At 41.9% G+C, this 17462-nt stretch carries 16 protein-coding genes; 2 read left to right on the top strand and 14 right to left on the bottom strand.

Annotated elements, in window-relative coordinates; translation table 11 throughout:
• Positions 1 to 156: 156 nt before the first annotated feature.
• The 6 genes from AK824_RS04090 to AK824_RS04065 all read right to left on the bottom strand — a co-directional run bounded on the left by AK824_RS04090 (position 157) and on the right by AK824_RS04065 (position 7236).
• Positions 157 to 969 carry a helix-turn-helix domain-containing protein gene (locus tag AK824_RS04090; RefSeq protein WP_057759037.1) on the bottom strand — a complete coding sequence of 271 codons (813 nt, stop codon included), beginning with the start codon at positions 967 to 969 and terminating at the stop codon, positions 157 to 159.
• The gene (gene pilW, locus AK824_RS04085) at positions 966 to 1901 is read right to left on the bottom strand and encodes a type IV pilus biogenesis/stability protein PilW (RefSeq protein ID WP_227511201.1); all 936 of its coding nucleotides are present in this window, start codon (positions 1899 to 1901) and stop codon (positions 966 to 968) included. The genes AK824_RS04090 and pilW overlap by 4 nt, the downstream gene beginning before the upstream one ends.
• Before the next feature lie 210 nt (positions 1902 to 2111).
• Positions 2112 to 3341 (bottom strand): dual-specificity RNA methyltransferase RlmN, encoded by a 1230-nt coding sequence (gene rlmN / locus AK824_RS04080; protein WP_057759033.1) that lies wholly within the window; start codon positions 3339 to 3341, stop codon positions 2112 to 2114.
• 344 nt (positions 3342 to 3685) lie between these two features.
• Positions 3686 to 4117 (bottom strand): nucleoside-diphosphate kinase, encoded by a 432-nt coding sequence (gene ndk, locus AK824_RS04075; RefSeq protein ID WP_057759031.1) that lies wholly within the window; start codon positions 4115 to 4117, stop codon positions 3686 to 3688.
• 331 nt (positions 4118 to 4448) lie between these two features.
• Positions 4449 to 5738 carry an adenylosuccinate synthase gene (locus AK824_RS04070; RefSeq protein ID WP_057759029.1) on the bottom strand — a complete coding sequence of 430 codons (1290 nt, stop codon included), beginning with the start codon at positions 5736 to 5738 and terminating at the stop codon, positions 4449 to 4451.
• Positions 5739 to 5937: 199 nt separating this feature from the next.
• Complete coding sequence (locus tag AK824_RS04065) at positions 5938 to 7236, bottom strand: ATP phosphoribosyltransferase regulatory subunit (protein ID WP_057759027.1); 1299 nt, start codon at positions 7234 to 7236, stop codon at positions 5938 to 5940.
• Positions 7237 to 7724: 488 nt separating this feature from the next.
• Here AK824_RS04065 and AK824_RS04060 point away from each other — a divergent pair, with 488 nt between their 5' ends.
• Both AK824_RS04060 and corA read left to right on the top strand, forming a co-directional pair.
• The gene (locus AK824_RS04060; protein WP_057759025.1) at positions 7725 to 8114 is read left to right on the top strand and encodes a DUF2237 family protein; all 390 of its coding nucleotides are present in this window, start codon (positions 7725 to 7727) and stop codon (positions 8112 to 8114) included.
• Between the two features lie 145 nt (positions 8115 to 8259).
• Positions 8260 to 9414: a magnesium/cobalt transporter CorA gene (gene corA / locus AK824_RS04055; protein ID WP_413772214.1), complete on the top strand. Its 1155-nt coding sequence runs from the start codon at positions 8260 to 8262 to the stop codon at positions 9412 to 9414.
• A gap of 79 nt (positions 9415 to 9493) precedes the next feature.
• Here corA and AK824_RS04050 read toward each other — a convergent pair whose 3' ends face one another.
• The 8 genes from AK824_RS04050 to AK824_RS04015 all read right to left on the bottom strand — a co-directional run bounded on the left by AK824_RS04050 (position 9494) and on the right by AK824_RS04015 (position 17459).
• On the bottom strand, positions 9494 to 10012 hold the full coding sequence (locus AK824_RS04050; protein ID WP_057759021.1) for a phosphate-starvation-inducible protein PsiE: 519 nt from the start codon (positions 10010 to 10012) through the stop codon (positions 9494 to 9496).
• Positions 10013 to 10111: 99 nt separating this feature from the next.
• The gene (gene folD / locus AK824_RS04045) at positions 10112 to 10990 is read right to left on the bottom strand and encodes a bifunctional methylenetetrahydrofolate dehydrogenase/methenyltetrahydrofolate cyclohydrolase FolD (protein WP_057759018.1); all 879 of its coding nucleotides are present in this window, start codon (positions 10988 to 10990) and stop codon (positions 10112 to 10114) included.
• A gap of 278 nt (positions 10991 to 11268) precedes the next feature.
• Positions 11269 to 12468: a DegT/DnrJ/EryC1/StrS family aminotransferase gene (locus AK824_RS04040; RefSeq protein WP_057759016.1), complete on the bottom strand. Its 1200-nt coding sequence runs from the start codon at positions 12466 to 12468 to the stop codon at positions 11269 to 11271.
• Positions 12469 to 12613: 145 nt separating this feature from the next.
• Positions 12614 to 13225 carry a sugar transferase gene (locus AK824_RS04035; RefSeq protein ID WP_057759014.1) on the bottom strand — a complete coding sequence of 204 codons (612 nt, stop codon included), beginning with the start codon at positions 13223 to 13225 and terminating at the stop codon, positions 12614 to 12616.
• 3 nt (positions 13226 to 13228) lie between these two features.
• Entirely contained in the window at positions 13229 to 14371 is a 1143-nt protein-coding gene (locus AK824_RS04030; RefSeq protein ID WP_057759012.1) for a glycosyltransferase, read from the bottom strand.
• A gap of 32 nt (positions 14372 to 14403) precedes the next feature.
• The gene (locus AK824_RS04025) at positions 14404 to 15267 is read right to left on the bottom strand and encodes a glycosyltransferase family 2 protein (protein WP_057759010.1); all 864 of its coding nucleotides are present in this window, start codon (positions 15265 to 15267) and stop codon (positions 14404 to 14406) included.
• A complete protein-coding gene (locus AK824_RS04020; RefSeq protein ID WP_057759008.1) occupies positions 15267 to 16307 on the bottom strand; it encodes an EpsG family protein in 1041 nt (346 codons plus the stop codon). The genes AK824_RS04025 and AK824_RS04020 overlap by 1 nt, the downstream gene beginning before the upstream one ends.
• Positions 16308 to 16346: 39 nt before the next feature.
• Positions 16347 to 17459 carry a glycosyltransferase gene (locus tag AK824_RS04015; protein WP_227511200.1) on the bottom strand — a complete coding sequence of 371 codons (1113 nt, stop codon included), beginning with the start codon at positions 17457 to 17459 and terminating at the stop codon, positions 16347 to 16349.
• Between the last annotated feature and the right edge of the window lie 3 nt (positions 17460 to 17462).

Raw genomic sequence — 17462 nt, 5'->3', positions numbered from 1 at the left:
ATAAATCCTTGAATCAAAAATAGAAAAGCCCTAGGCCTTTGTACATATAATATAAACCAGCTAAATCAGCCTACACATATTCGCTTTATTCAAACACATGGATGCTTCATCCAAACATATGAGTGCTTTATTTAAATTTGGCGCTTATGCAACTGACTATGGTGCCAATTCAAAAGTAGCTTGCTTATCTGTTGCATACGTCTCTAACGCAACTGGTTGTTGATTGAGCATCAAGCTAACATTGTCGATATTATCAATCTGCACATTAAACGGTGGCATACCTGACAAGTCATAATTACCTGCAGACTGAGAGCCATTTATTAGACTGTTTCCAGAAGCATCCGTGATACTAACCACAGCGTCGCTTGTCAATACAAGGTTTAGGGTAGCAGTCGTTGCAGCATCACCTAGATTCAATGCAGAGCCAGAAGCACCAACGCCACTTGCATCACTATTGATGGCGGCACCTTGCGCTTGCTCTATCGCTGACATGTCTTCAACAGCTGATACAGGCTCTTGTGTGTTTTCTTTGCTAGCGTTACTCACCATGCGGAATAGGAACACCGCCAAGATAATCAATCCGATAACGCCTATGATCAATAGTGGGTTAAAGCGGATGCGGTTGTGAGTATCACGCTGCAAAGTCCCCATTGGGCGTAGTGGCGTATCGATATTGCTGGTTGATTTGGCCTTTAGCTCATTAGGATAGGCAGCATCGAAGCTACTAGCGATTTTTGCTGAATCTAAGCCCAAATATTTGGCATAGTTAATCGCAAAACCACGAGCAAATGCAGCCTGTGGTAGCTCAGCGAAGTTTTCGCTTTCTAAGGCCTCCAAATGACGCTTTAGAATGAACAGCTCAGCCGCCGCTGCTTCTAAAGTTACTTGCTTGTTTTTACGGGCTTGCTGCAACACGGCACCAAATGATCCCTGAGCGTTAGATTGAGTGTTAGATGATGGGGTGATCATTTCCATGGTGCCTCTGGATTGTTAAGCCAAGTCTTAAGTTGTTTTGCTTCATCACTTAGCGGATAAGCGGATAAAAGCTGCTGTGCCAATTGCTGGCGCGTTGTTATATTATTTTGTGCTGCTGCAAGCTTGATACCTTGTAAGAGCAAGCGCGGGCTAATACCCTGCCCCTGCACCAATATCAGCGTCTCATCATACAGTCTCTGTGCCTGAGGTACACGCTGTTGGTCGAGCAGCAAATCTACCAATTCGATATGAGCAATGATGCTATTACGATTGCCATCAAGTGCCCGTAAAAATGCTTTTGAAGCGGCACTATCATCACCTAACTGTAGATAAGTACGACCTAGGTTTTCTAGCGCGCCAATACGGCCTTCATAGCCTAGCGACGCCCCTGCAATCTCAAACTGTTCTGCTGCTTCACGGTAGCGCTTCGTCTGTGACAGATACACGCCATAATTATTGTGTGCTTGTACAAAGTCTTTATCTAGCGCGATTGCTTTTTTGAAGTACTCATCAGCTTTGGCTAGATTGATACGGCTGCCTTCTTGCTGCAACAAAACGCCCATCATATCATAGGCTGGCGCATAACGGCTATCGGCAGCAAAGGCTTTTTCGAGCTGCTGCTGCGCGGTATCTAGCTCATTTTTTCGGATGTATTGCGCGGCAAGTGAGGTACGTACACGGGCGATTTCCTGCTGATCTAAATTTCGATCGTTGCTAGCGCGCGTAGATGTTTGATAAGGAGAGTTGCCTAGCAAATCATTAGTCGGGGTGGTCTGACAGCCACTTAATACAAGGACGCCAAATACTGCCGACAGCACTGCACGCTTTGGCAAAGCGGTTTGGGCAGCACTAATACTCGACTGCTTATAAAATTTAGAAAATGATTTTTGATATTTGAACTGACAAGAATTTTTAGAAGTCATCATAGCCGCCATCATAAAACTGGGATTCAATGCGTTCGATCTTCGAGGCCTCAGTTTAATAGATTTAACCCCTATAAGTACAATTTAGTTGTTATTAATTGCCACGTTCTGCAATCTTGACAGTCATTGCTACATTTTCTTACCATTGCGACAGACAAAAGACAGCTAAAACGCTATACCAGTCATATATAACGCTTATTCTCTCAAAGACTACTAAACACTTTCACGATCTTTAATGCTCTGCTGCCATGCGGCTGAGCGTCTAGTACGATCCGCCACTTGTCCAACCAATTGGCCACAAGCAGCATCGATGTCATCACCACGGGTTTGACGAATGGTACAAACAAAACCTGCTTCGCTCAATATATTACTAAACGCATGAATACGGTTGTTGCTTGATTTGTCATACGGTGCATGTGGGAATGGGTTGAACGGAATAAGGTTAATCTTACTTGGTAACCCTTCTAATAACGCAACCAACTGATGGGCATGCTCATTACTGTCATTGACGCCATCAAGCATCACATATTCAATCGTAACGTGCTTCTTATGACGTGGATTGACATCATAGACATAGTTTTTTGCCGCTGCAATCAGCTCTTCTAACGGATATTTTTTATTAATTGGTACCAGCTCGTTACGCAGCTCATCATTTGGTGCATGCAGTGAAATAGCCAATGCCACATCGATGTCTTGTGCTAGCTGATACATTTTCGGAACGACACCAGAAGTCGATAACGTGACGCGACGCTTTGACAGTCCATAAGCATGATCGCTTAGCATCAACTCCATTGAACCTACGACAGGTTTATAGTTCAATAGCGGCTCACCCATGCCCATCATCACCACGTTGGTGACGTTATTTTCCCATAGGCTATGGTCGACGTTTTCTAAACTTTCATTTTCATCTGTCATATATGACGCATTAGCGACCCATAACTGACCGATAATTTCAGCCGCACTTAAGTCACGCTCAAACCCTTGCTTGCCCGTACTACAGAAGCTACAGTCTAGTGCACAGCCTACTTGAGAAGACACGCATAATGTCTTACGGCCATTTAACTTGCTATCATCTGCAGGGATAAGCACCGTCTCAACCAACGAGCCGCCGGTGACTTCAAATACCCATTTACGCGTACCATCATCACTATATTGACGATGAATCACTTTGGGCGGTACCACACAAGCATTAAGCGATAACTTATCTCGTAATGACTTACTCAAATTGGTCATTTGCTCAAAATCTGTCACGCCATGCTGATAAATCCATTTAATCACTTGAGTTGAGCGGAATGGTTTTTCGCCAATACTCTTGAAGTAATCAGCCAGTTGCGCTTGCGTCATACCCAATAGATTGGTTTTGGCATGTGCCTCATCTACTAGCTTGATGCTATCAGTAATCTTAGCAGGTACGTGCTGAGTAGGTGCTTGAACAGTTGACATAATAGGTAACCTTTTTGCAGGAGCTTAGATAAGCGGTGCAATTATTTATATGGGCTTTGCCATACATACGTGAGTGCATGAGCAATCCGCTATGAGCGCAGTTTTCTAAATTGACAAAAACATGCTGATAAGGGATTGATAACGCTAGTTAAAACTAATAATGAGGGAAACGTCGGACAATTTCAATCTAGATTGCGCTATTATAATCGAAGTTGCCTGTTGGCAAATAGCTAAAACGATTTATAGCGAAAACGGCCTATACCCATAAGATATAAGCCGTCTTGCACAACCAATTATTAACAATCAATATGCTAAATAATAGCTGACATTAATAACCGCTGCTATTAACGCGTACGTGCACAAACTTCATCATCGCTGAAGAAGTAGCTGATTTCACGTGCTGCTGATTCAGCTGAATCTGAACCATGTACTGCGTTTTCGTCGATGCTGCTAGCGAAGTCTGCACGGATAGTGCCTTCAGCAGCTTCTTTTGGGTTAGTTGCACCCATGATTTCACGATGTTGAGCGATAGCGTTTTCGCCTTCTAATACTGATACCAATACTGGACCTGACATCATGAAAGATTTTAGGTCATTGTAAAATGGACGCTCAGCGTGCTCAGCATAAAAACCGCCTGCTTTTTCATCATCAAGTTGTAGCATTTTAGCTGCAACGATTTTTAGACCAGCTTGTTCAAAACGGCTATAGATAGCGCCGATGTGGTTGCCAGCAACTGCGTCAGGTTTGATGATAGATAAAGTACGTTCGTTAGCCATGAGAAGCTCCTAATAAATGATAAATTCAATAAAATATGAAAAATTAATGCGTTGTTTTAGCTTTAGCCACAATGTTGACTTGGACTGTTTTACACAACTCATGGTATATCAGTGTATAACCATAAGCGCCAACATCGGATTGCTGCCTATTATAATGATTAAGGCCATAAATGATAGGGTTAATTTATGACCATACCTTGCATAAAAGTAAATTTATTGTGCATTAGTCGTTGATAATGCTATAAGTTCTAACAAAAGCAAAAACCCCAACGCTCAGCATCGGGGTTTTTTATTAATACTCAAAACTATTTAATCAAGTTTGTAGTACAAATTAAGCGTCGTACGGATCGCGCAATACGATAGTCTCTTCGCGATCAGGACCAGTTGAGATAATATCAACTGGGCAACCAATCAATGCTTCGATACGCTTGATGTATTTTTTAGCGTTTTCTGGAAGCTCATCATAGTTCGTAATACCAACCGTAGACTCGCTCCAGCCTTGCATTGTTTCGTACTTAGGCGTGACTGACTCGTAGAATTCAGCATCATGCGCGCCTGCACACTCAGTTTCAGGTAGGTTATAACCCACACCGATTAGCAATTCTTCAAGACCATCTAGTACGTCAAGCTTGGTCAAGCAAATACCTGACATAGAGTTAAGTACTACTGCACGGCGTAATGCTTCTGCATCGAACCAACCACAGCGACGGGCACGACCAGTGGTCGCACCAAACTCATGACCGACTTTGGCTAAGTGAGCACCAACATCATCGAACAATTCAGTTGGGAATGGACCACTACCAACGCGCGTAGTGTACGCTTTGGTGATACCAAGTACATAGTCTAAATACAATGGACCGATACCTGTACCCGTTGATACACCGCCAGCTGTTACGCTTGAGCTAGTTACAAACGGATAAGTACCATGGTCGATATCAAGTAGCGTGCCTTGAGCACCTTCAAACATTAGGTTTTTGCCAGCCAGACGTAACTGATTTAGGTCTTCAGTTACATCAGTAACCATACCTTTAATCTCTTCTTTCCACTCTTTACAAAGCTTAAGTGTCTCATCAAAATCAATCGCTTCAACTTTATAATACTCAGTCAGTTGGAAGTTGTGATATTCGATTAGGTTACGTAGCTTTTCTTCTAGATCTTCACGGAACAAATCAGCAAGTTTAATCGCACGACGTGCTACTTTGTCTTCGTATGCAGGACCGATACCGCGACCTGTTGTACCGATTTTACCAGAACCACGCTTGGCTTCACGAGCTTGGTCAAGTGCCACGTGATAAGGCATGATAAGTGGGCAATTAGGAGAGATACGTAAACGCTCACGTACTGGTACGTTGTTGTCTTCTAGCTCTTTCATTTCCTTTAGTAATGCGTCAGGTGCTAACACCACGCCATTACCGATAAAGCAAGTGACGCCTTCACGCAAGATACCTGATGGAATCAAATGCAAGACAGTGGTTTTGCCATCGACAACCAACGTGTGACCAGCATTATGACCGCCTTGGAAGCGGGCTACTGCTGAGGCTTTTTCGGTAAGTAAATCAACGATTTTACCCTTACCTTCGTCGCCCCATTGGCTACCCAAAACTACAACATTCTTACCCATGATCAATCCTTACCTTTATGTATTGAGGTGTGTGCAATAAAAGCTGAAAATTAAAATGATTTTCTTAGCTATATCTTTTTATCTAAGTGATTTATGAAATAGAAACACTGAGATATCTAACGAATAATTTTGCGTTCTCGTAATCTGTACTGAATAATCTTGGCTACGTGCGCCGCGTGCGCCATTCAATAGCCTACTGTCAAACAGTTTGTAGCTGCCACTGACTGTCATCAGCCATGCTCAGACGATGCGTCACATCATCTGGACTGTCCTGTGCATCTAACGGCATAGTGACGCGATAGCCTTGCTGACGTAGACTCTCTACTTGTTGCATTAGCGTCTGCATCTCATCTGTGTTTGCATTAGACAAAGCAGCAAAATCAACCAAGACAACGGTTGGCGCATCTAACTGTGTATGGGCCAACAATCGGCTGACATCCATACTAAAACCCGTAGCTGCACGTAACGCTTGTGTCTGGCTTTGCATACCATCAAAACGACCACCACGTACTAGTGGCTGCGTTTCGCTATTGATATAACCATTGAAGACGATGCCAGTATGATAGTGATAGCCTGATAGCTCAGTCACATCAATACTGACTGGGCACTGCCATTGGTCTTGTAGATAGTTTTTCAAACGCTGTAGCTCATCAATTGCCGTTGCGATTTGGCTGTCTTGCTGCGCCGCATCTGATAATTTGGCTAATAGGTTTGCGATATCGTGACCAAAGCGTGCCAACACATAAAAATCATCACCCATTGGCAAAGCGCGACAAACACGCTTGAGCTCTGGTAAGTTTTTATTGGCATATAAGTACATCAATTGCTCAGTATCACTGTCTGACAATTCAGCCAATTCAGCCAAACGTTTGAATATCGCTACGTGACCCAAATCGATATGAAGCGCTGCACTCATATTGAGTTTGTTTACCATCGTAAATAGCACGTCTATCAGCTCAATATCTGCCGCTAGTGACGCACAGCCAAATATCTCAGCACCCAACTGTAGCGGCGTACGAGAGCCAAACAGTCCTGATGGCAAGGTATGAATCACATCACCAACGTAGCAATAACGCGCAATACCCGTACCACCATGATGCGCATCTATACGCAAAATCTGCGGGGTGATGTCAGCGCGCACGCCCATTAGGCGACCAGTCAACTGATCGATAATTTTAAAGGTTTGACGTTTCAGATCTTCTGATGCATCACTTAGCAAAGACTCAGTAAACTCGATCATCGGTGGACAAACCAGCTGATAACCATGAGTAATAAGCTGCTCGATTAACTGATGTCTAAGCACTTCTTGCTTATGCGCATCTTCAAACAGGACATCAACCACCCCATCAGGCAATAGCCAACTATTGGCAACATCACTGCCAAAGTTACTCAAATATGGCATACGATTGGGTGCAGCACTGTTTTCGGCAGGCTGAGACACTGTTTCATTGGTAGAGTTTGGCTGGTCAGGTTTTGCAGAATCAGAACTAACAGACACAATAAATCCTTGTTTGGCGTATCGCTTACCAAAAACGCGGTACTGATGCGGTACTTAAAGGGTGATTTGCCGGGTATTGACGCTGTGTGTGTTTATTTTTAACGCGCAACATCATTGACCCAATTATTTATAAACAAACCAGGTAACCCCAAAAGGGTGAATAATAAGTATAATTTAGAATGATAAGACGAGTATCTTTATGCGCTAAAAAATTGCGACAAATAATCAAGGCACTTTATGCTTTAGTTTAGCATAGCACTCAAGGTTCGCCTAGTGACAATTAGCCACAATCACTATCTAATTACAGTTCAATTGCCGCTTATGAGCTTAGCAGATGTAACAGTCATCATTGATATATTTGGCTCAATATTGGGCGAATAGCCAAGAGGTTTATTTTTTGTTAACCATAAGATAATGAGCGTGATTACGGCAGCGTCTTCGGCACAGACTCATGATACACTAACACATATTTTTATCTCGGAAGCCTTATGTCATCTGATTACCACCCAAACCCTGCCATCAACCAAACCAATGTCTTAGGCACCGCACTTGCCAGCTGTTGTTTCGATCCCATTACTGGCTATTATCGCAATGGTTTTTGTCATACTGGCAACCATGATGTCGGTCAACATACCGTCTGCGCCAAGATGACCAGTGAATTTTTAAACTTCTCTGCCAGTCGCGGTAACGACCTAATTACCCCACTACCTGAATACAACTTTCCTGGTCTCAAACCTGGTGACTACTGGTGCATCTGCGCGCTACGTTGGGTTGAAGCATTGGACTTCGATATTGCACCGCAAATCAAGTTAGAAGCGTGTCACGAGAGCCTATTGGCATTGGTAGATATCGATACGCTAAAAAGCTATGCCCTATAGATAGTATTGGCACACGATAAAACCTTAGCAGCGTTCACAGTATATTTGGATTATTGAAGTTTTTTATTATATGACAGGAAAGTATATGGAAAATGATAATAATCAATTGATTAAAAAAACGGCTCATATTGCCCCTGATTCCAATATGAATCATATCTATGCCAATATGAATGACAAGCATCTCTATTTGGACGATGATGATAGCTATATTTATGGTGATGTGGACGCCACTACTGAAGATACTATTGAGACCATGACGGTCTACGATCCTGACTCTGAACGCTATGAAGATATTGATTCATCAAGTGCAGGTGAAGTGGTCAATTGCTACGCTTACTCACGTAAAACAGGTGAGAACCTTAATAGAGTGGCGCTCAATGATGTAAGTCGTACTCTAGGGAACAACGGTCAATTTATTTGGCTTGGGCTATATGATCCAAGCTTAGAAACCATGGTTAAAGTAAAAGAAGCCTTTGACCTGCATGAGCTAGCAATTGAAGATGCCTTTGCTGATCATCAACGTGCCAAGGTCGAAAACTACGATAATGACATGGTCTTTGTGGTGCTACGTACGGCTAAGCTAGAAGACAATGTCATTCGTTATGGTACTACTGCGATATTTATGGGTAAAAACTACCTCATTACAATTCGCAATGGCCCGTCAAACTCTTATGCACCTGTCCGTGAGCACTGCCATCGTCGCCCTGAAAAGTTACGCATGGGCCCTATCTTTGTACTGCATGCTATCCTCGATTTTATCGTTGATAACTATATGCCGATTACCGATCGATTGGGCCGTTACTTGCGCGAGCAAGAACGCTACGTATTTACTTCTGAGTTTGATAAAGGTACGCTAAAAAACCTCTACGAGCTTAAATCGCAACTGGTACATATGCGTGCCATTATCTTACCTGTGCAAGACATCTGTAGCTTTTTTATCAATCATAAAAAAAGTGAGATTGTCTCTGGGTTTTCTCAAGCCGCTAAGCCTTACTTTCGCGATGTTAACGATCACCTGTTGCACTCACTAGATGCTATTAATGGTCTCAATGAAATGCTAAGCGTGGTGATGAATACCTATATGGCGATGGTCAATATGGGTCAGAATGAAGTGGTGCGTAAGCTCGCTGCATGGGCAGGTATTTTAGCAGTACCGACAGCTATCGCTGGTATCTATGGCATGAACTTTGACTTTATGCCTGAGCTGCATTGGAAGTACTCTTACCTTATCATTATGGCCATTATTATCGCCTTATGTAGCTATCTGTACTATAACTTTAAAAGATTGAAATGGTTGTAATGCCAAACGTTAGGCATAAAAAAGAGCAACCACTGGTCGCTCTTTTTTTATGTTGCTATCTTTTTGTATTGCTATCTAATTATTCACGGCGATGCTTAGTATGGCTATCAGGCGCTTGAGCATTATCAGGCAATAGTGCTTTAACCGTTAGGTTTGCATGCTGCTTATCAAGATTGTCTTCTGGGCGACCAAACGTTTTTGCTGTCCAAGTCAGGATTACAATAGAGCCGCTTAATAGCATGATGGCCACGGAAATTGTCGCTAGCAGCCATAAATGGAAATAGTCTGAAACAGCCTGCACATCAACCACCAAATGTCGTGACAAGGCCGTTATGGCAATAAATATCAAAAACTGTACTGGCAGTCGGTGGGTTTTAAAGTAGATACCTATCATAGCCAGTAGCTCAAGGTAAATAAATAACATTAATATGTCTTTTAGATCCGCTGAACCCTTTTGGACAATATAAATAAACTCTTTACCTGCAGTCCAAACTACCACTACACTGATTAGAAATAAAATAACGTAATGACAGACATCGACAAACTCTCTACCAATACTTTGTAGTCGCTCATGAACACCTACGTTTTTTTTAGCCATGTTTAGGTCCTATCAACTGAAATGTGGTTGATTTAGCCTGAGTTTATGTTACCTCAGGCCCCTTATATATCGGCAATCAGTATTCGTATAACTATCTTTTTAGCCTTTATTCAAACCCGCTGATTTTTCAGCAGCATCGACCGTTTGGCGAATAAGCGTGTTGATAGTCATCGGGCCAACGCCGCCTGGTACTGGTGTATAGGCGCTAGCAATGTTTTCCATGCCTTTCATTTCGATATCACCAACACCGCCATCATCTGTTGGATGGAACCCTGCATCAACAACAACCGCTCCTGCTTTGATCCACTCCGCTTTAATCAGCTCAGGTACGCCTACCGCACCAACCACGATATCTGCACGCTTAATATGCGCTGCCAAATCTTGAGTTCTTGAATGGCAGATCGTTACCGTACAGTTAGCATTCAATAGCATCATCGCCATTGGCTTACCTAAGATAGCACTACGTCCTACGACCACTGCTTCTTTACCTGATAGCTCGATATCATGATGCTCTAACAAATGCATAATGCCCTGCGGTGTGCATGAGCCATAAGCTGACTGCTGCATCGCCATACGACCAAAACCAAGACAAGTCACACCATCAACGTCTTTTGCTAAGTCAATCTGCTCAAAACAAGCACGCTCATCGATATGCTCAGGAACAGGATGCTGTAGCAAAATGCCGTGTACATCTGGATTACTATTTAGCTCATCTATCTTTGCCATGAGCTGCTCAGTGGTCGTAGCACTTGGCATCTCAACGCGTATAGAGTCCATGCCAACACGCTTGCAAGCGTTGCCTTTCATACGAACATAAGTAGCAGAGGCTGGATCGTCACCAACCAATATCGTCGCTAAGCTTGGGGTGCGGCCAGTCTTTTCCTTAATCGTATCTACGCGCGTGCGCAGATCCTGTTCTATTTGTTTGGCAAGTGCTTTGCCGTCCAAAACGGTGGCGGATTCTTGGGCAGTAGACATAGTAACTCCAATAGAGGGTACGATATAAAAAAATAAAGACAGCGCGCGCAAATACTTTGCATGCCTGTCCTTTGCTTCGTCAATCTTTGACTAAGAGTAATATTGTACCTGTGTACGCTACAAAATCCTAGCGTAAGATAAAGCCAGCACACTGGTAATTTTTTATAATAAGTCAATTAAACGGTATTAAGTATATATAGGCAAATGTATCTTATGCTTTCAATAAAAATAGCGTCGACTGAGGGATGCATTTTTAAAAATAATCATTAATTATCGTCTTATTCGTCCATCGAACCAAACACACTATCGATCGCCTGTATTGTCAGTTCAATTTCAGCCGCCGTAAGCGTAGGATGCACCAAAAACATGAGACTACTCTCTCCTAGCTGCTTTGCCATTGGCAATCTAATACTTGGACGCAACCCAGTATTATCAAAGGCCTTCTCCAAATAGACCTCTGACGCAGATCCAGAGAAGCAAGGCACACCTTGATTGTTAATTACTTCAATAATGCGGTCACGTGTCCAGCCATCAGGTAGATTATCGGACTGCACATAGACATATAATTTATAGTAAGCATGGTTCGTATTGGAGAACTGCGCTAAATGTTCTAGTCTTGGCACACAAAGGTAGCCTTTGGACTCCCATTTACTACATGCCTTTAGTATGGCTTGCGCATTAGCAGTCCGTTTGGCTGTCCACTCACTCATTTTCTCCAGTTGAATACGCCCCAAAACGCCTTGCATCTCAGTCATACGCCAATTGGTGCCAAAGCTTTCATGTAGCCAGTTGTAGCCAGGTGATTGTTCCGTTTCATAGACTGCCGCATAGCTCTTACCATGATCCTTATACGCCCACATTTTTCGCCATAGCAGTTCGCTATCGGTGGTGACCATACCGCCCTCACCTCCTGTGGTCATAATTTTATCTTGGCAAAAACTCCATGCCCCAACATGACCAATACTGCCCACGCTTCGCCCTTTATATCGTGCGCCATGAGCTTGCGCGCAATCTTCAATAACATATAGGTCACGCTCATCTGCCAGTGCCATAATACTGTCCATATCACATGGCCATCCAGCTAGATGGACGCACACGATACCTTTGGTTTTATCACTCAGTACAGCGGTGATGGTTTCAGCAGTGATATTACCAGTTGCTTCATCAACATCTGCAAAGATGGGAGTCGCACCTGCATTAACGATTGATGAAATACTAGCGATAAAGGTACGCGGTGTGACAATGACCTCATCACCTGCACCTATATCGAGTGCTTGTAACGCGACATCCAATGCTAGGGTACCATTACCCAACGCTATTGCGTACTTACTACCTACCCAGTCAGCAAACTCTCGCTCAAACTGACGACATTCTTCGCCTGTCCAATAATTGACTTTATTAGATAGTAGCACTCGACTGACAGCGTCAGCCTCATGTTGCGTAAATTTTGGCCAAGGTGAAAAAGGGGTATTTAGCATATGTTCCTCTATGGTACTTATGTCTAATGTTGTGTCACGCTCTACGATAAACTGCTCACTCTGTTATTAATCTTACTATCTATCATGACTTTTTTGATGCCTAATGTCTTTTGATTAACTGTATTGTTATCAGCAAAGAGTATTTTTAAAGCATTTCTTCATTAATACTATTGCCCATGAATTTACTCATAGTTGCTTCGCCCTCAGCACTAATGCCATCTTTGATAATGACCTTTTTCACTGTTTTAAATAAAATCTTAATATCCAACCACAGCGACTGATTGTCCACATACCATGTATCCAATGCAAACCTCTCATCCCACCCAATAGCGTTGCGACCATTGACTTGAGCATATCCTGTAATACCTGGGCGGACATTGTGTCGGCGCGCTTGTTCATCATTATATAAGGGCAGATATTCCATTAATAATGGTCGCGGGCCCACTAGACTCATATCGCCTTTTATGACATTCCAAAGCTCAGGTAACTCATCAAGGCTGGTGTTACGCAGCGCTTTACCAAACGATGTCAATCGCTCGCCATCTTCTAAAGGGTTGCCATCTGCGTCTATATCATCCTTCATTGAGCGAAATTTTACCATCTCAAATGGCTTGCCATACAGACCTGGACGAATCTGACGAAATAGAACAGGCGCACCAAGATTCTTACTCACCTTATATGCAGTTGCAACATAGACAGGAGATAGCACTGCTAACGCTGTCGTTGCACATACAATGTCAAATAGTCGTTTTATCATCTGTTAGGCCTTATTTGTCTGGTGTAGATAAAAATCCAAATAACTCTGCCATAGTTCTTTTTGTTCGAAGTTCTGAATCGCCCAAGCTCTTGCTTTAGGATACTTATCTTTAAAATTGATATCAGTGATTGCTTGCTTGATGGCTTCTGTCACGATCACAGTGTCTTTTAACTGGAACTTTTGACCGCTGATATCTTGTTTTACACTATCTTTTACACCAACCACATCATAGGCAAACGTTGGCACACCGCAACTAGCCGCTTCGATAGCAACATTCCCAAAACCCTCTCGGTAGCTTAAAAATAGATGCAAATCAGCACACTGAATTACCTCTTCTACTTTCGGATTGGCTGGTATATATACGCCCTTACCTTCTCTCATTATTCTATCAACGACCGACTTGCCGATGTCATCTTCGAAGTCTCCGATGAACATAAAGTGAATATTCTCTGATTTAAGGCTTTCAGATATCTCACCAATATCTTTTAGGCCTTTGTCTTCACAAATTCTACCGACAACACAAATTACAAAAGCGTCTACAGGCACTCTATACTGTTGTCTTAATTTTTGTTTTTCCATCTGCTCTACCGGTCTGAGCACATCAATATCAATACCGTTAAATGAACCATTATCGATGACACGTGCCTTATTTTTTTTCAGGAGATTCTCTGACAAGCACACATTTACTAAAGAATCAGAAACGAATAGAACCTCATGAGAAAGACCAAAGCTAAGTTGATCAAGACCCTGAAAAACGCGCTTCTTTAGGCCTGAAAAATTCTCATAGGCTCGTCCCACACTAAAGGCAACTCTTCTCTTTTGCATAGTGAGTGTGCTGGCTATGCTTCCTAACAATAAAGCCTTTGGTGTTAAATAAATCACAATATCAAATCGTCTAGTCAACAGGTAACGAGTTAATAGCACTAATGACTTGGCATCTTGTAGCACAGAAGGCTTGCGCTGAAAATTTAAATCAACCACTTCTCCTAGATTACGTGCACGTAAAATATCTAGCTGCTCCCTACTGCCGCCACAGATTACCGTAATCTCAAAGTTTGAAGAGTCTCTAATATATTCAAGCTGATTGCGATATAACACATTAAAAGAAACGGCGTCCGTCATAATAAAGCATATTTTTGGTTTCATTTAAGCACCTCATTATTACTTCATTGATAAATTTATTCAGCAACCAAACTATTAACAACTGCTTGATGGCTTTCTTGGAGTTCTTCGGACATCGTTATTTTGTTTCTTTTATTGGCTATCTTTTGCAAGAGCCCTAGCGAGTCTAATAACCTTACCGCACCGATTTTTGCTTCTAACTTAGCACTGTCGACGATATTGGTTTTTTTATATTCACTATATGTCGTAAGACTATCTTTGTAAGATCGAACGATTTTTGCTAATGACAGATTGCCCTCTTCTCTATAGTAATAGAGCAAGTCTGGGAGCACGGCTAAGCGCAAATCCTGTTTGGATATGGCTCTACACCACAGGTCATAATCTTCAGACCTTGGATAATTCTCATTGTATCTATTACGCTCATACCAACTTTTTTTTGCCAAAATAGACGCATGGACAATAGGATATGCAGTCTCCACACTCTCAAATCCTGCATATAAATCGTCTACATGACGACAGCCATACACCTTGTTTTGAGCATCAATAGATACTACGCCAGTAGACACCAAGTCATAACTGGGATTATTCTCTAGAAAATTTATTTGTATAGCTAATCTATCTGGATGAATGAGATCGTCAGCATCCATACGAGCAATGTAATCATATTTTGATTCATCAATAAGCTGGTTCAGACGAGCAGGCAGTTTCTTGTTGTAACCATCAGATATCACTCTTATTCTGCTATCAACCTTTTCAAATTGTTTGGCTATTGCTAGCGAGTTGTCTGTAGAACCATCATCTATCAAAATAAGCTCCCACAGCTCGTGTGTCTGCGCCCATATCGACTTTATAGCTGTCGCCAAATAGGCTTCAGCGTTATAGATAGGAATGCCAATTGAGATATAAGCGTGACCTTTCATCAGAACACCTCAAACATAGGATTGATAATATAAGGACTCAGGTCGCTGAACTTTGATGTCGTCAAGATGAAATACGCAAGGAAGATAAATACACTGATGATATAGACATAAATGTTATTTATCTTTTTCAAAACCACAGGCAGTAACAAAACCAAAGTCCATGTAAAATACGAAATGATTCTTTGCGGGCCTGAAGCACTAGTACCTAACAGCGCTAGTGGTATGACAAAAACCACGCCTGATGCATAAAACATCAATAGCTGTTGAAAGCTCTTGTCTCTGATTTTATATACATAGCTCGCAATAATGATGAGAAGCATGAGCACTGTGTAAAACCCAAGTGTCAAAAATCCGCCTGACTCTTCAGAGACTTTTGCATAATCTTCATATCGATCATTAGTAGATGAAATATAAGATACGAGTAACCTACTAACGAATAACGACCCGAAAAACGTCGCAAGTATTTTATAAGCTGGCTTCACTCTCAAATTTACAATGAAATAAAATGGAATGATAAATAAAGCCGTGATATGAAAAAATGATGCAATGGCACATATTAATAGATAAGGAAAAAGCCGTTTCTCTAGCAAATAAGGAATGGCCAACGTAAACAAAGCCATTGCAATTCCTTGACGCAATCCATTGAATGAAAAGGTATAGACGCCTAGCGTAATGAACAGAAATACAGAGAGCCAATAGTTCACACTGTATCTTTTGATGATTTTTAAATAGCAATAGACGATAACCAAGCTGGTGATAATCAGTAGCCAAAAATAGTTATTTGTCACATGCAGTAATGAATACTCAAATAACTGGTAGCCGTACTCAACATCTTCATTGAATCTAAAGGACTCAGGACTCAATTTGTTATTAAAGTTTCTGGTATAGTTTGCAGTATCCGTACCGACCCAATAGCTACGACCGCCTGCGAACAGCGCTAAAGTAATTAAAGGCAGCCAAAAAGACGTACGATTGAGAGATTTTTTCTCCAGTACTATCCAGAAAACAACAAGGCTAAGGACCAACAGATAAGGAAGCATTTAACCCTCTATAAAGTAGCTGAATATTAAGTAAAAGCCTTATCGCATATTCAAATACATTTGCGTTAACTTCTGCGAATTGGTCGCGGCGCTAAAGCCATGTAGATTTAGCGCCTTTGTTATTTCTGCTTCATTGGATATTGGAGGCTGAAAACTCAACAAACTATCCACCCAAACATTGGCTGACTGTATAGGTAAAAAACATACAAGTCCAAGTCCCAAGTCTACTTCAGGTGATACTTGATCAGAAACCAATGCCATAAGTCCTACTGTTTGGCTTTCTACTAAGACCACTGGAAAACCCTCATGCAGGGATGGCATAATCATACAGTCAGCACTGGCCATTAACTCAGTAATATCAGTACGCATACCCAAAAACTTAATATTATCCTCTAGGGCTTGCTCTTTCACTTGTCGTCTTAACTGATCTTCCAATGGACCTTGTCCAACGATATATAAAGTAAAATCGATTTGACGTTTTTTCAGCTGCTCAGCGATTTCTAAAGAAAACTGATGATTTTTAACCTCATTGAGACGACCAACTTGGATAATCTTTAATTCTTTATATCCAAGACTTTTAGCATCAAACTCCTGATCGATATAATGCCGTGATTGGTTAGCGACTGTCATCATCTTCTGTATATCAACAGCATTGGGCAATAGCCACACATCTTTCGTAGTACCAAATAGGTAATTTGCAGCATGGTCACCGCAGCTGATTCTCTCAGTAGCCAAGGTACGATTGGTAATTAATGCCCATTGCTCATATATTTTTTTAATAATATTAGTTTTACCATTACTGGTGCTATGAGAGTGCGAAATGCGATGCGGCACGCCAGCACCTTTAGCAGCCAACAGATGAAAAGCATTGTTTAATAGCATATGAGCATGAACGATTCGATAATCAGGCTGCTGTTTAAGGAATTTTTTAAGTTTGAGCATGCGCGTTAATGAATGATTAGCTAAAATTGGTATAATTCTACCTCCCAACGCTGTTATCTCAGCGTCATAGTCGCCGATCTCGTCGGTAAAAGTGACAAAATCAAACTGAATCTGGCGATGATCTATATGACGATATAAATTCATAAGCATGGTCTCTGCCCCAGCACGATCCATTTTGCCTACTATGTGCAGCACTCTTCGGATAGTCATATC

The organism is Psychrobacter sp. P11G3, from assembly GCF_001435845.1.
Lineage (GTDB): Bacteria > Pseudomonadota > Gammaproteobacteria > Pseudomonadales > Moraxellaceae > Psychrobacter.
This window is presented reverse-complemented; position numbering and strand designations above follow the sequence as displayed.